This window comes from Stenotrophomonas sp. WZN-1 (assembly GCF_002192255.1).
Classification (GTDB): domain Bacteria; phylum Pseudomonadota; class Gammaproteobacteria; order Xanthomonadales; family Xanthomonadaceae; genus Stenotrophomonas.
Map to the genome: position 1 here is coordinate 4,328,887 of NZ_CP021768.1, position 15,238 is coordinate 4,344,124.

10 protein-coding genes are annotated in these 15,238 nt (G+C 68.5%); 4 read left to right on the forward strand and 6 right to left on the reverse strand.

Going from position 1 to position 15,238, the window contains the following annotated elements; genetic code table 11:
- The first annotated feature begins 134 nt into the window (after nucleotides 1–134).
- Together CCR98_RS20200 and dkgB are read left to right on the forward strand one after the other, a co-directional pair.
- Entirely contained in the window at nucleotides 135–2,255 is a 2,121-nt protein-coding gene (locus tag CCR98_RS20200) for a methyl-accepting chemotaxis protein (protein WP_087923996.1), read from the forward strand.
- A 191-nt stretch (nucleotides 2,256–2,446) separates the two neighbouring features.
- The gene (gene dkgB, locus CCR98_RS20205) at nucleotides 2,447–3,256 is read left to right on the forward strand and encodes a 2,5-didehydrogluconate reductase DkgB (protein ID WP_087923997.1); all 810 of its coding nucleotides are present in this window, start codon (nucleotides 2,447–2,449) and stop codon (nucleotides 3,254–3,256) included.
- A 68-nt stretch (nucleotides 3,257–3,324) separates the two neighbouring features.
- Here the strand turns inward: dkgB and CCR98_RS20210 are convergent, their stop codons facing one another.
- Entirely contained in the window at nucleotides 3,325–4,032 is a 708-nt protein-coding gene (locus CCR98_RS20210) for an alpha/beta hydrolase (RefSeq protein WP_087923998.1), read from the reverse strand.
- A 97-nt stretch (nucleotides 4,033–4,129) separates the two neighbouring features.
- Between CCR98_RS20210 and CCR98_RS20215 the strand changes: the two genes are divergently transcribed.
- Nucleotides 4,130–4,510, forward strand: coding sequence for a YbjQ family protein (locus CCR98_RS20215; protein WP_014038915.1), 381 nt, complete (start codon nucleotides 4,130–4,132; stop codon nucleotides 4,508–4,510).
- Between the two features lie 24 nt (nucleotides 4,511–4,534).
- On the opposite strand, the gene CCR98_RS20220 is transcribed toward CCR98_RS20215, so the two are convergent.
- Both CCR98_RS20220 and mgtE read right to left on the reverse strand, forming a co-directional pair.
- Nucleotides 4,535–7,261 (reverse strand): bifunctional acetate--CoA ligase family protein/GNAT family N-acetyltransferase, encoded by a 2,727-nt coding sequence (locus CCR98_RS20220; protein WP_087923999.1) that lies wholly within the window; start codon nucleotides 7,259–7,261, stop codon nucleotides 4,535–4,537.
- 143 nt (nucleotides 7,262–7,404) lie between these two features.
- The gene (gene mgtE / locus CCR98_RS20225) at nucleotides 7,405–8,775 is read right to left on the reverse strand and encodes a magnesium transporter (protein ID WP_087924000.1); all 1,371 of its coding nucleotides are present in this window, start codon (nucleotides 8,773–8,775) and stop codon (nucleotides 7,405–7,407) included.
- Between the two features lie 340 nt (nucleotides 8,776–9,115).
- Here mgtE and CCR98_RS20235 point away from each other — a divergent pair, with 340 nt between their 5' ends.
- Nucleotides 9,116–10,894, forward strand: coding sequence for a monovalent cation:proton antiporter-2 (CPA2) family protein (locus CCR98_RS20235; protein WP_087924001.1), 1,779 nt, complete (start codon nucleotides 9,116–9,118; stop codon nucleotides 10,892–10,894).
- A 123-nt stretch (nucleotides 10,895–11,017) separates the two neighbouring features.
- Here CCR98_RS20235 and CCR98_RS20240 read toward each other — a convergent pair whose 3' ends face one another.
- The 3 genes from CCR98_RS20240 to CCR98_RS20250 all read right to left on the reverse strand — a co-directional run bounded on the left by CCR98_RS20240 (nucleotide 11,018) and on the right by CCR98_RS20250 (nucleotide 15,210).
- A complete protein-coding gene (locus CCR98_RS20240) occupies nucleotides 11,018–14,356 on the reverse strand; it encodes an ankyrin repeat domain-containing protein (protein WP_087924002.1) in 3,339 nt (1,112 codons plus the stop codon).
- A complete protein-coding gene (locus CCR98_RS20245; RefSeq protein WP_014648833.1) occupies nucleotides 14,349–14,609 on the reverse strand; it encodes a YcgL domain-containing protein in 261 nt (86 codons plus the stop codon). The genes CCR98_RS20240 and CCR98_RS20245 overlap by 8 nt, the downstream gene beginning before the upstream one ends.
- Before the next feature lie 160 nt (nucleotides 14,610–14,769).
- Nucleotides 14,770–15,210, reverse strand: coding sequence for an excinuclease ATPase subunit (locus CCR98_RS20250; RefSeq protein ID WP_087924003.1), 441 nt, complete (start codon nucleotides 15,208–15,210; stop codon nucleotides 14,770–14,772).
- Nucleotides 15,211–15,238 lie beyond the last annotated feature (28 nt).

The following is a 15,238-nucleotide window of genomic DNA, read 5'->3' on the forward strand; positions in this document are numbered from 1 at the left end:
TCCATATGGACGCATTTGTCCTATGAAATAATTTCTTCACATCGCTAAACGAAACACGAATGTGATGCCCGTCGCACTTCAGGCCCATGGGGGACGGGTCGATACCGCATTGCCCCTTCCCGAGAGTCCCTTCCATGAATGCGTCTGTCCGTGCTCCGCGCCTGCAGTCCAAGCTGCTCGGCGCGGTTTCTGTTGGTCTGGCCGTGGTCCTGCTGTGCGCGCTGGCGGGCCTGGCCTCCGCCTGGTTGAAGTTGTCCACCGAGGTTCCACCTGAAGTCGAGCACAGCCGCGATGCCGAGCGCCTGCAGCGTGAATTCCGCGGCCAGGTGCAGGAATGGAAGAACGTGCTGCTGCGCGGCCGCGACGACGCACTGCGCCAGCGCCACCTGGAGGCCTTCGACAGCGAAGGCCGCCTGGTCGAACAACTTGCCAAGAGCCTGGTGACCAGCCCGGACGCGCGCACGCGTGAACTGGCGCAGGCGTTCATCGGCCCGCACGCGCAGCTGCAGCAGGACTACCACGCAGCGCTGCAGGCGTTTGCCGAGGCCAGCTACGACCCCGCCGCCGGCGACAACCTGGTGCGCGGCAAGGATCGCCCGGTGGCGACGGCACTGGATGCGCTGAGCACGCACGCCACGCAGGTGGCCGAAGCGGCGGTGGCGGCACGTTCGCAGCAGGCGCGGCAGACGCTGCTGCTGTGCGCGGCGCTGACCGTGCTGGCTGCGGTGCTGCTGCTGATGGGGCTGGCCTGGTGGCTGCGGCGTGCCGTCGTGCAGCCGGTGCTGGCGGTGGAAGCCGCCGCGCGTGCAGTGGCTGCCGGCGACCTGCAGCACGTTGTGCAGGTGCGCAGCCGCGATGAGATCGGTCGCCTCGCGCAGGCCATGCAGGCGGTGCAGTCCACGCTGCGCGGCGTGCTGGATGCGCAGACCGCGATGGCGCAGGCGCACGAAGCCGGCACCATCAGCCATCGCATGGACGCCGGTGCCTTCCCCGGCGCGTTCGGCACCATGGTGGCCGACTGCAACACGCTGGTCGACGCGCACATCCAGGTCAAGATGCGCGCGATCTCGATCATGGGCCGCTACGCCGTCGGCGACCTCAGCCAGGACATGGAGCGCCTGCCCGGCGAGAAGACGGTGATCACCGAAGCGCTGGACGCGGTCAAGCACAACCTCGGCGCGATCAACGGCGAGATCCGCCGCCTGGCCGAAGCGGCGGCCGCCGGTGACTTCAGCCAGCGCGGCGACAGTGCCCGCTTCGAGCATGATTTCCGCGCGATGGTCGAGGGTCTGAACCGCCTGATGCAGACCACCGAGCTGAACCTGGGCGAGGTCTCCAGCATGCTGCGCGCGATCGCCGATGGACGCCTCGGCGCGCGCATGCACGGGGATTTCCAGGGCGTGTTCGCGCGCATCGCCGGCGATGCCAATACCACCGCCACGCAGCTGGCGACCATCGTCACCGACATCAAGCACGCCTCCGGCAACATCCACACTGCCGCAGCGGAGATCGCCGCCGGCAACAATGACCTTTCGCGCCGCACCGAACAGCAGGCCGCCAACCTGGAAGAGACGGCGGCGTCGATGGAGGAACTGACCTCCACCGTGCGCCAGAATGCCGAGCATGCGCGCCAGGCCAACCAGCTGGCGATCGGCGCACATACGGTCGCCTCGCACGGTGGCAGCGTGGTCGGCCAGGTGGTGGCAACGATGGGCGCGATCGAAACCTCCTCGCGGCAGATCGCCGAGATCATCAGCGTGATCGATGGCATCGCGTTCCAGACCAACATCCTGGCCCTGAACGCGGCAGTGGAAGCAGCGCGCGCCGGTGAACAGGGCCGCGGCTTCGCGGTGGTGGCCAGTGAAGTGCGCACCCTGGCGCAGCGCTCGGCGGCGGCTGCGAAGGAGATCAAGTCACTGATCGAAGCCTCGGTGGAACAGGTCGGCCATGGCGCGCAGCGCGTGCGCGAGGCAGGCGACACCATGGCCGAGATCGTGGCATCGGTGCAGCGGGTGACCGACATCATGGCCGAGATCTCCGCTGCCTCGCAGGAGCAGAGCGCGGGCATCGAACAGGTCAGCCAGACCGTGATCCAGATGGACGGCACCACCCAGCAGAACGCCGCGCTGGTGGAAGAGGCCAGCGCCGCCGCGCGCAGCCTGGAGCAGCAGGCGAACCGGTTGATCGATGCGGTGGACGTGTTCGATCTGTCGACCACGGCAGCGGTGAAGGGCGGGCTGGCACGCGCGGCCTGATTGATGCGGTTGCCGGCCAGCGGCCGGCAGCGTCCAACGCCGCATGGGTAGCGCCCGACCGTTGGTCGGGCGATGGCAGGAATCCGTGCGTACACGGTGGTGCAATGCACCGTTGCCGGCATGCACGCGGTCACTGGCCTACCCTTTGCCGGATATTCCCGCCTCCCTCCCCCCTCTGCTGGAGCCCCCCCATGACTGTCCCCGCCTTCGGTCTCGGCACCTTCCGCCTGAAAGACCAGACCGTGATCGACTCCGTGCGCAACGCGCTGGCGGTCGGCTACCGCGCCATCGATACCGCGCAGATCTACGGCAACGAAGCCGACGTCGGCCAGGCCATCGCCGATTCCGGCGTGCCGCGCGATGAGATCTACCTGACCACCAAGGTCTGGATCACCGCGTTCAAGCGCGATGCGCTGCTGGCCAGCCTGCACACCAGTCTGGAAAAGCTCCGCACCGACCAGGTGGATCTGGCGCTGATCCACTGGCCGTCGCCGAACGACAAGGTCGACGTGCCGATGGAGGAGTACCTGACCGCACTGGCCGAGGCCAAGGCACAGGGCCTGACCCGTGAGATCGGCATCTCCAACTTCACCATCGCGCAGACCCGCAAGGCGATCGCCATCCTCGGTGCCGATGCCATCGCCACCAACCAGATCGAAGTCCACCCATACCTGCAGAACCGCCTGCTGGTGAAGTTCCTGCAGGACAACGGCATCCACGTCACCGCCTACATGAGCCTGGCCTATGGCGAAGTGATCAAGGACCCGGTGATCCAGGCCATTGCCGGCCGCCACCAGGCCACCCCGGCGCAGATCGCACTGGCCTGGGCGCTGCAACAGGGCTTCTCGGTGATCCCGTCGTCGACCAAGCGCGAGAACCTGTCGAGCAACCTGGAAGCGGCAGCGATCCGTTTGACCGACGAAGACTTGGCGCAGATCGCCAAGCTGGATCGTGGCCATCGCCTGGCGAATCCGGAAGGGATTGCCCCGGCCTGGGATTGATCCCACAACCGCGGTTACGGATCGGAATCGTAGGTGCCGACCAAGGTCGGCACCTACCAAAGGCAGGGCTATCCCTCGCCCTGCAGCAACCACCCACGCATCGCCGCACTCACTTCGTCCGGTTTCTCCATTGGTGCCAGGTGCCCGCAATCGGGCACCACCACCAGCTGCGAGTGCGGCACCAACGCGTGCATTTCCTCACTCACTGCCAGCGGCGTAATGCGATCGTTCGCGCCGCAGACGATCAGCAGCGGATCGCGGTACCTGGCCAGCACATCGCGGCCATCGCGGCGCTCCAGCGCACTCTGGCGCAGAAACACTTCGGCGCCCAACCGCGCGGTCATGTCGCGCACACGCTGCACCAGCACGTAGTCGTCCAGCCGCGAGGCATCAATGTAGCTGCGCATCAACGCGTCACCGAAGCCGTGGAATTTTCCCGGAAGGCGCACGCTGGCACGTTGGCTGCGGCGCTGCTCGGCCCGCTCGGGTGAGTCGGCGTGGATCGAGGTATCGATCAGTGCCAACTGCAGCACGCGTTCTGGCGCGATGCGCAGGATCTGCTGGGCCACGAAGCCGCCCAGCGAGAAACCGGCCAGCGCAAAGCGCTCCGGTGCCTGCGCCAGCACATCCTCGGCCACCGCCTGCAGGGTTTCACCACGGGTCTGGTCGCCCACGGTGCATTCGGCGATATCGGCCAGGTCGGCCAACTGCGCGCGCCACAGCTCGGCATCGTTGAGCAGGCCGGGCAGCAGCAACAGGGGAATACGGTCGGTCATGGGGTTATTGTCGCGCCAGCGCGGTGACGGAACCATGCCGCAACGGGCGGTTGCGCTGTAGAGTCGGGCAAGCTCGCCCCCCCGTTACGGACGCACCATGGCAGATCCCTACAACAGCGGCACCCCTTCCCCGCCGGCACTGCGCTTCGACGATGCGCTGGTCACCACCGCCTTCGAGCTGCCCGGGCACCGGGTCGTGCGCAATCTGGGCGTGGTGCGTGGCATCACCGTGCGCTCGCGTTCGATCGTCGGCAACTTCCTGGGCGGCATCCAGACGCTCTTCGGTGGCAACATCACCATCTACACCGAGCTGTGCGAACAGGCCCGCGAGGAAACCTACCGCGACATGGTCAAGCACGCGCGGCAGCTGGGCGCCAACGCGATCATCGGCATGCGCTACGACGCCACCGATGTGATGACCGGGCTGACCGAGGTGCTGTGCTATGGCACGGCGGTGGTGGTGGAACCGATGCGGTGAGACCGCTGCACCGCCGCGCGCGGATCACGCCGCCGGCGGCACGTCGGGCACCTCGACCTGCTGCACCGGCAGGGTCACCATCATCACCGTCGGGTCGTCCGGGTCCAGCTTGGTCTTGAAGCCCAGGCTCTGGCACATCGCCAGCATGGTGCTGTTCTCGCGCAGCACCTGGCCTTCGACCACATCCAGGCCCAGCCACTTGGCGTACTCGATCATGATCGCCATCAGCCGCCAGCCGATGCCGTGGCCCTTCAGGTCCGAACGGATCAGGATGCCGTACTCGCCACGATGGTAATCGGCATCGGCATGCAGGCGCACCGCGCCCAGCATTTCGCCACTGCGTGGCTCGATCGCCACCAGCGCGATCGAGCGTGCGTAGTCGAGCTGGGTCAAGCGCGCGATGAACTCGTGGCTGAAGTGCTTCACCGACTGGAAGAAACGCAGGCGCAGATCCTCGTCACTGACACGGGCGAAGAACGCACGGAACAGTGCGTCGTCCTCCGGCCGCACCGGGCGCACGAAGGCGCGACCGCCATCGGACAGTTCAATGGTGCGCTCCCACTCCTTCGGGTACGGGAACACCGAGAAACGCGGATGGCCGCGGCCCTTGTGAAGGATGCGCGACGGCGCCACCGCCACGCGTGCGTCGAGGGCGAGGATGCCCTTGCCGTCGACCAGCAGCGGATTGATGTCCAGCGTGCGCACTTCGGGAATGTCGGCGGCCAGCTGTGCCAGCTTGACCAGTGCCAGTGCCAGTGCACGCTCGTCGGCGGCGGGCACATCACCGTAGGCCTTGAGGATGCGCGAGGCGCGGGTCTGGCCGATCAGCTCGTGGGCCAGGCGCAGGTCCAGCGGCGGCAGCGCCAGCGCCTTGTCATTGATCACTTCGACGGCAGTGCCGCCGCGACCGACCACGATCACCGGGCCGAACGTCGCGTCATCGGCAATGCCGACGATCAGCTCACGCGCCTTCGGGCGGACAATGGTCGGCTGTACCAGCAAGCCATCGATGCGTGCATCCGGCCGCAGCTGGCGTGCACGCGACAGGATCGCGTTGGCCGCGCTCTGCACCGCCGGCAGCGTGGACAGGTTGAGGCGCACGCCATCCACTTCCGACTTGTGCGGTATATCCGGCGAGAGAATCTTCAATGCGACCGTGGCACCGCGTTCCAGCAGCGGCTGCGCCAGGTCCATCGCCTCGTGCGCATCGCGCGCATGCATCACCGGCGCCGAAGGAATGCCGTAGGCCTTGAGCAGTTCATGGGTGGCCAGCGGGTCCAGCCACTGCTGGCCATTGGCCAGCGCAGCATCGATCAGCGTGCGTGCAGCCGCCGCGTCCACGCTGAAGTCCTGCGGCAGGCTGGGCGGCGTTTCCATCAGGGCGTTCTGCGCTTCGCGGTAGCGCACCAGGTGCTGGAAGCCACGTACTGCCTCCGCCTCGGTCGGATAGGTTGGCACCCGCGCCGCGTTGAGCGTGGCGGTGGCCTGGTCATCGTTGCCCAGCCACACCGCGAACACCGGCTTGTCACGGTGATGGCGCGGGCGCAGGCCGAGCGTGCGGGTGAGTGCCTGCGCAGCGTCTGCAGACGAGGTGAATGCGGTGGGTACGTTGACCACCATCACCGCGTCATTCTCATTGTCGGCCAGCAGCGCTTCGATGGCCGCGGCATAGCGGTCACCATCGGCGTCAACCACGATGTCCACCGGATTGCTGCGCGACCAGCCCTGTGGCAGCGCGGCGTCGAGTTTCTCGATGGTGCTGTCGGACAGGTTGGCCAGCGTGCCACGCAATGCGATCAGCTGGTCTACGGCGAGACGACCCACGCCACCGCCATTGCTGAGGATGGCCAGGCGACGACCGGGGAACGTCCCCAACCGACCCAGCGACTCGGCGGCGGTGAACAGTTCGTCCAGCGCCCCCACGCGCAGCAGGCCGGCGCGGTTGAAGGCCGCACCGTACACATCGTCGGCGCGGGCCAGGGCCTGCACATGGGTATCGCGGCTGCCCGGCTGCACGCGCTCGGCACGGCCGGACTTCACCACCACCACCGGCTTGGCGCGCGCGGCGGCACGCGCGGCCGACATGAACTTGCGCGCATCCTTGATCTGCTCGACGTAGAGCAGGATGGCGCGTGTGCGGTAGTCGGTGGCGAAGTAGTCGAGCAGGTCGCCGAAGTCGACGTCCATCGTGTCGCCCAGCGAGACCACGGCCGAGAAGCCGACCGAGCGCGCCACGCCCCATTCCACCAGCGCCGCCGCAATCGCCGAGGATTCGGAGATCAGCGCGAGGTCACCGGCCTGCGGGAAGTGCGCGGCGATGCTGGCATTGAGCCGTGCATGCGGTGCGATCACGCCCAGGCAGTGCGGGCCAAGAATGCGCAGGCCGTGCTTGCGCGCCACCGTTTCCACCTGTTCCGACAACGAGCCCGGGCCTTCGCCCAGGTGCGCGGTGAGGATGATCGCGGCCTGCACGCCGCGTTCGGCGGCGGTACGCACTACCTGCGGCACGATCGCCGCCGGTGCGGTGATGACGACCAGGTCCGGTACCCAGTCCAGGTCCTTCAACCGCTTGATCGTGCGGATGCCATCGATCTCGGCATGCCGCGGGTTGATCCAGGCCACCTTGCCGGGGAAGCCAGTGCCACGCAGGTTGCGCATCACCGCGCGACCGGCCGAACGCTCGCGCGGACTGCCGCCGATCACCGCGACCGACTGCGGACGGAACACGGACTGCAGGTGGTAGGTACTCATGCGCCTACGGTACCCAAAAAAGGGGACGGAGGGGATTACGTCGTTTGTGCCTCATGTGCCTTAAGCGACTTAATCCCATCCGTCCCCTTTTTGTTCTACGTGCCGACCAAGGTCGGCACCTACCGAAGCACGGTGGTTCCGGCTTACAGCAGCGTGCCGTGCAGGATCATCGCGGCGATGCTGAAATAGATCACCAGGCCGGTCACGTCCACCAGGGTGGCCACGAACGGGGCCGAGGCGCTGGCCGGGTCGAAGCCGAGCCGCTTCAGGATGAAGGGCAGCATCGAGCCGGACAGCGAACCGAAGGTGACGATGCCGACCAGCGCGGCGCCGATGGTGATCGCCAGCAGGATCCAGTGCTCGCCGTAGTCGTGCAGGCCGCCCAGCTGCCAGATCACGATGCGCACGATGGCCAGGCAGCCAAGGATGGCACCCAGCACCATGCCGGTCGGGATCTCGCGCAGGGCCACCTTCCACCAGTCGCGCAGGCGCAGTTCGCGCAGCGCCAGGCTGCGGATCAGCAGTGAGGTGGCCTGCGAGCCAGAGTTGCCACCCGAGCTCATGATCAGCGGGATGAACAGGGTCAGCACCACCGCCCGTGCCAGTTCGTCTTCGTAGTGCTGCATCGCGCTGGCGGTCAGCATCTCACCCAGGAACAGCACGCTCAGCCAGCCGGCGCGCTTGCGCAGCATTTCGAAGAAGCCGATCTGCATGTAAGGCTTGTCCAGTGCCTCCATGCCGCCGAACTTGTGTGCGTCCTCGGTGGATTCCTCGATCAGCGCATCGAGCACGTCGTCCACGGTGACGATGCCGAGCATCTGCTGCTGCGCGTCGACCACCGGGATCGCCAGCAGGTCGTGGCGGCGGATCAGCCGTGCCACTTCTTCCTGGTCCATCAGCGCATCCACGGTCACCGGCGGATTGACCTGGGCCACGTCCAGGATCGACTCCTCGGGCAGGCCGGTGATCAACCGGCGCATGGTCACCACCTGCTGCAGCTGCTGGCTGGCCGGCTCCAGCACGTAGATCGCGTACACCGTTTCGCGGGTGCGTTCGACCTGGCGGATGTGCTGCAGAGTCTGCGCCACGGTCCAGCTGGCAGGCACCGCCACGTACTCGGTGGTCATCAGCGCACCGGCAGTGTTCGGCGGATAGCTGAGCAGCTTCTGGATGGCCTGGCGGGCGTCGGTGCCCAGCAGTGGAATCAGCCGCGCGCGCTCTTCTTCGTCCAGCTCGTGGACGATGTCGGTGGCGCGGTCATCGGCCATCAGGCCAAGCAGAGCCGCAGCCCGTGCCGGCGGCAGCGCGGCCACCAGTTCGCCGCTGCGGTGCAGCTCCGGCGCTTCGAGCATCTTCACTGCACGCGGCAACGGCAGCGCGGCCAGCGTTTCCGCGGCGCGGCTCAGTTCCAGCGTGTTGAGGAATTCCACCGCATCGGCGGTGTTGTAGTTCGCCAGCGGTGCGGCCAGTGCGGCGGCATCGGCCACCGGGCGCAGCAATTGCTTCTGGTTCATCGGTTTTGCCTTGTGGGGGTGCGACCTCGCGCAACGCCAACGCAGGCAAACCGTCCCGATGTCAGGCGGTGGCCATCGCTGGCGTCGAACGAGGTCGACTTCTACTGTCGCTGGACATGGGTTGGGGACTCCGGGATGCGTGTGCCGACGGACGCGCCGCCAGCGGCGGGGAGTCTGGACCTGCCGGGCATGCAGGTCAACCCGGCCGCCCCGCGCCAAGGCCCCGCCGGTTGTTCTCGTGCGTACACAGGTCGGCGCGCATAATGTGCTGGTGGCGCTCGCCACGCTTCCTCCCACCCGAACGGACGCACAGCGGGCTCCCCGATGACCAGGTATTCCCATGCATAGCGGTGGTCTGGAACTGGCCCTGGTGCTGCTGCTGGCGGCGGTCATCGCCGTGCCGGTGTTCAAGAAGTTCGGCTTCGGCGCGGTACTGGGCTACCTGGCGGCCGGCGTGGTGCTGGGCCCGGACGGACTGGGCTTCGTGCAGGACGCCGACCGTATCCTCGGTGCCGCCGAGATCGGCGTGGTGATGCTGCTGTTCGTGATCGGCCTGGAGCTGTCGCCGGCCCGCCTGAAGGTGATGCGGCGCTCGGTGTTCGGTGCCGGTGCGGCGCAGGTGGCGCTGTCCGGGCTGGTGCTGGGCGGCCTGCTGCTGCTCGACCATTTCCAGTGGAAAAGCGCGCTGGTGGTGGGCGTGGCGCTGGCGCTGTCGTCCACCGCGGTGGGCCTGCAGCTGCTGTCCGAGCACAAGGCGATCAACAGCGACCATGGCCGGCTCGGGTTCGCCATCCTGCTGTTCCAGGACCTGATCGCGATCCCACTGCTGGCGGCCATCCCGCTGCTGGGCGGGGTGAAGAACGAGACCCTGCGCATCGAGGATGCGATGGTGGCACTGGGCGCGCTGGCGCTGGTGATCCTGTGCGGGCGACCGGTGCTGCGCAAGGTGTTCAGCGTCATCGCGCGCACCCGCAGCCCGGAAGTGTTCACCGCCACCGCCCTGCTGGTGGTGCTCGGCACCGCCTGGTTCATGCAGGAAGCCGGCCTCAGCCCCAGCCTGGGCGCGTTCCTGGCCGGCGTGCTGCTGTCCGACTCGGAGTTCCGGCACGAACTGGAAGCGCAGATCGAGCCGTTCAAGGGCCTGCTGCTGGGCCTGTTCTTCATCGCGGTGGGCATGGGCATCGACCTCGACCGCATCGCCGCCGAGCCGTGGCTGATCGCGGCCGGCGTGGCGATCCTGCTGGTGGTCAAGTTCAGCCTGCTGTATGTGATTGGCCGTATTGCAAAGCTCAGTTCACGGCAGTCGCTGCTGCTGGGCAGCGTGCTGTGGCTGGGCGGCGAATTCGCCTTCGTGGTGTTCAACGAAGCGCAGCGCGCGCACCTGCTGGGCAACGCCAACCATGACCGGCTGGTGGCGATCGTCGGCCTGTCGATGGCGATCACGCCGTTGCTGATGATCGCGCTGCTCAAGCTGCTCGGCCAGGAAAAGGCCACACCACGCGCGGCGGCCGAGGCCGACAAGGTTGCGCCGGACAACCGGCCGAAGGTACTGATCGCCGGCATGGGCCGCTTCGGCCAGGTGATCGCGCGCCTGCTGACCGCGCAGAAGGTGCCGTTCGTGGCGCTGGAGGCGAACCCGGACACGGTGGCCGACCTGCGCCGCTTCGGCAACCAGCTGTACTACGGCGACCCGACCCGGCCGGAGATGCTGCGTGCGGCGGGTGGCGAGCACATCGACGTGTTCGTGATAACCGTGGACGACCCGGAGACCAACCTGCGTGCGGTGCGCATGGTGCGTCGGCTGTACCCGGACGCGAAGGTGCTGGCGCGTGCACGCAACCGCCAGCATGCGTGGCGCCTGATGGACATGTCGGCCGAGCCGTTCCGCGAAGTGTTCGGCACCAGCCTGGAGATGAGCGGGCGCGTGCTGACCGCGCTGGGCGTGGCACCGGACGTGGCCGAACGCCATGTGCAGCGCTTCCGCGAGCATGACGAACAACTGCTGCGCGACCAGTACCTGGTGTACGACGACGAGGCTGCGGTGATCCAGACCTCGCGCGATGCACGCAACGACCTGATGCACCTGTTCGAGGCCGACGCGGAAAGCGACGGCGAGTAGGCGTGCCAACCAACGGTCGGCACCCACCAGGGGCAGATTCCCACAGTAGATCCACGCCATGCGTGGATGGCGCGATGTTGGGTCAGAGCCCTTTCCGTTGGAAAGGGATCCGACCCCGGCCTGTCAGCCGTTGTCGCGCAGGAACCGCGCCATCGACGAAACGCCCGGCACGCGCGGTTCGAACTCGCCGGCAACGTCGATGAAACCACGCATCACCGCGATCTCGCGCGGGCTGCGGTTGAGGCTGTCGCGTACTTCCGGATCAGCACCGGCGCGCAGCAGGCGCTGCACCAGCAGTGGCAGGCCGTGCAGGGCGGCCAGATGCAGCGGGCCGAAACCGCGCGGATCACGCACGTCCAGGCTCACGTCCTCGTCCAGCAGGCGCTCTACCGCCGCCATCACCACCTGCTCGTCGCAGGCGGTACCCGGCTCGGCACGCGCACCCAGCAGCAGCAGCAGCGGCGTGACCGAACCGGCGGCGGCCTGGTCCGGTTCGGCACCGGCCAGCAGCAGGGTGTCGAGCAGGGCCAGCAGACGCGAACGGTCGCGGGCACTGAAGCCGTACAGGGCAGCGCAATGCAGCGGCCCCAGCTGCTGCGCGTCACCGGCATGCACGTCGGCACCCGCAGTGAGCAGGCGCGCGACGATGTCCGGCAGGCCCAGCGCCGAAGCCAGCATCAGCACGGTCACTCCACCCGGCAGGCGGTGTTCCAGCTTGGCGCCGGCATCGAGCAGGGCCGACACGATATCCACCTGGCGCATGCTGACCGCCGCCGACAGCGGCGTCGCGCCACTGGCCGCGGCGTGCTGCGGATCGGCGCCACGCGCCAGCAGCAGGTCGGTCACCGCCAGGTGGCCACCACCGGCCGCACGCAGCAACGCGGTGCAGCCCTGTGCATCGACCGCGTCGACGGCAAACCCCAGATCGATCAGGCGGCGCACCGCATCGACATCGCCGGCCATCGCGGCGGCCGGCAGATCGGCCTCGCGCAGGGTACGGCGCGGCAACGGCCACACCCGCCAGTCCAGCCAGTCGGCCAGGTCACGGCGACCAATCGACAGCGCCACGCCCAGCGGCGTCTGGCCATCGGCGGCGCGTGCTTCCGGCGAGGCGCCGTGCTGCACCAGCAGCTTCAGCGCACCTTCGCGGGCCAATGCGGTGGCCAGGTGCAGTGCGGTCATGCCATGGCTGTCGCGCGCTTCGCGATCGACGCCAGCCTTGAGCAGGGCCTGCTGCAGGCGCAGCCAGCCCAGGCGCACTGCCAGCGACAGCGGCGGATCGCCCGCTGGCGAAGCTGCGAACGGATCGGCGCCACGTTCCAGCAGTTCCAACGCCAGCTGTTCCAGGCCACGGGCGGCCTGGTCGTGCTGCGCGCAGGCGGCAAGGAAGCGCGCCAAGCCGCCGCGGCCGGCCGGCGACAGGCCACGCTGCAGCATCACCTGCAGCGCAGGCACCGCATCGATGCCGCGCGACAGCAGCGCGAACATCGGGGTGTCGGCGCAGGCGTCCCGCACATAGGGATCGGCACCGTGGCCCAGCAGCCAATCGACCGCGCGCGGCTCCAGTGCCAGCTCCGGATCGAGCAGCAGACCACCCAGTTCTTCCGGCTGGCACAGCTTGGCAAGCGCGGCCATGCCCTCGGTGTTGCCGAAGCCCAGTGCTTCGCGCAGCAGGGTCAGCGGCGGACGGTCCGGCAGCAGGCCGCTGGCGCTGGCGGCTTCGCCGCGCTCGGCCAGGCCATCACTGACGGCGGCCGGCAACGGATAGGACGGGTCCAGCAGGGCGACGATCGCCCAGCGGCCGGCTTCAGCCGCGTAGTCCACCGCGCGGCGGCCGACCGGATCGGCGGCATCGGCAGCGATGCCCAGCTCGACCAGGCGCTTGATCAGCAGCGGCGAGACATCCTCGGCCATCGCCGCCAGCTGCACCGCATTGCGGCCTTCGCCGTCGACCGCGGCCAGGTCCGGCTTGTGCGGCAACAGGTGCTCGACCACCGCGGCTCGGCCGGCACGGGCCGCTTCCAGCCACGGCGTGCGACCCAGTGCATCGCGCGCCTCCAGATTGGCACCGGCGCCCAGCAGCACGCCGATGATCTCCACGTGGCCGGCCAGGGCCGCCTCGTGCAACGCACTGCGGCGCTGGCGATCACGCGCATCGGCCCGTGCCTTGTGCTTGAGCAGCAGCTGCACGCCGGCCGGATCGTCGTCCTCGGTGGCGGCGGCGGCCAGCAGCACCGGGGTGCCTTCGGCCGGTTCGCTGCGTGCACCGCGTTCGAGCAGGAAGCGGGCCAGGCGCCAGTTGCCGACCTGGCAGGCCACCGCCAGCGGCGACCAGCCCTCGCGGTTCAGCGCATCGACTTCGGCAGCGGCATCGCGCAGCAGCGCAGCTACACCCGGGTCGGAACTGCGCGCGGCATGGTGCAGCGGGGTGTTGCCATCGCTATCAGTGGCGCGAGAATCGGCACCGTTGGCGAGCAGGGTCATCACCGCTTCGGGGCGGCCATGCCAGCTGTCGCGGGTCGCAGCCAGCAGCGGGGTCATGCCCCGGTGCGGCGCATTCACATCGACGCCGCGGGCAATCAGTTCGCGCAGCAGGCGCAGGTCCGGCAGCACCGCGGCCAGCACCGCCAGGCTGCGCTGGTCACGCCAGTTCGGGTCCGGCAGCGCATACGGATCGGCACCGGCCTGCAGCAGCTGCAGGCCCCGGTCGATGCGGCCCTGGCGCGCGGCTTCATACAGCGCCGGTGTCAGTTCCTGCGGCGCCATCGCCTCCAGCGGCGCAGTTTCGGCCGCAGCGGGGAACATCGGTTCCTGTTCGCTGCTGGCCGCTGCGAACGGGCTGGGGCGCAGCGACACCAGCGGCGCGGGCGCGACCCGCTGCAGCAGCAGGTGCAGCACCGGCGACAGCAGCACGACCGCCAGTGCGGCGGGCCAGCGTGCACTTTCCGGCAACAGGCCCGGCCAGGCCGGCAGCACCACCAGTGCGGACAGCGCGATCACCAGCGCGGCCACGCCGAGGCCACGCCAGGCGGTCAGGTCGCGCCCGGCCAGCGCCTGCCAGTGCTGGGCCAGGCTGCCATCGAGGCGTTCGACATCGTTCCACAACGGCCAGGTGCGCCAGGCCGCCAGCAGGCCAGCGCTGACCAGCACGCTCAGGCCCAGCACCGCCGCCAGGCTGCCGCTGTCACGCAGTGCCGCCAGCGGCCAGGCCAGCAGCAGCGCCAGCAGCAACGGTGCGGCGGCCCACAGCGCCAGCAGCGCGGGCAGGTCCTGACGCGCGACCACCTTCAGCGGCAGCAGCGCACGGCTGCGACGCCACCACGACACACCCAGTGCAAACGCCGGCTGCGCCAGTGCGGCAAGGAGGGCTCCCGGCACACCGCCCACGGCGGCGCCCAGCGCCAGCACGGCACCCACGGCGAAGGCGATCGACAGGGCGCGCGGACGGGAGAGGTCAGTCATAGTGTCGCGGCATCAGGCTGGCCACCGACGGCGGCACCTGCAGGTAGAACCCGCGTTCGCTCATTTCGCTGCGGACCTTTTCGGGATCGGCCTGGGCCAGGCGGCGCTGGGCATCCAGGGCAACCTCCAGGACGAAGGCAAGCGTACCCAGCGAAGTGAGCAGCGGCGCGGGCAGCGCGCTGAAATCATCGCGTCGGGGAACGTAGACGTAGGTGTCCGGCTTGAGTTGGCTTTTATAGACGTAGGCGTGCATGTCCGCGGGACGATAACCCGGGAAGAGCCATGATTGTGTCGGAAAGCCGACACCGGGGAAAGCCGTCAGCCGACGATGGCGGCGCGATCGGCGGCGTTTCCCCAGCGGGGTTCAGCAATGTGGCGGCGACGTTCAGCCAGCGCCGCCGCCACACGGGCGCTTACTTGACCTTGGCGTAGGTGCCCTTCAGCGCAACACCGGCCAGGATGGCGCCGGCGTAGCACTCGTAGTTGGTGCTGCTCTTGAACTCGTTCTTCTTGTAATAGCTGACGATATCGACCACGGCGTTGGCGCCGCGCGACCTGGCGCCGTCCTGCAGCGCGCGCAGCGCCGACAGTGCGACCCAGCGGCAGGCCTCGGCGTCACTCTTGTTGGCGGCGTTGGTCTTCTTGTTGGTCACGTCTTCGCCCAGGCGCTGCTGCACGCTGACCGGCTGGCCGGCCAGGTAGAAGCGGACGCTGCCGTCGATGCCGGCGTCCTTGGCGGCCTGCGAATTGACCAGTTCCTGCAGGGACTGCTCCACGCGGGTATCGCGGGCAGAAGCGGTGGAGGCCAGGGCCAGCAGCGTGGTGGCGGTGGCGATCATGAGAGTGCGGCGCATCGGAACATCTCCTTGTCGAGGGTGCGGG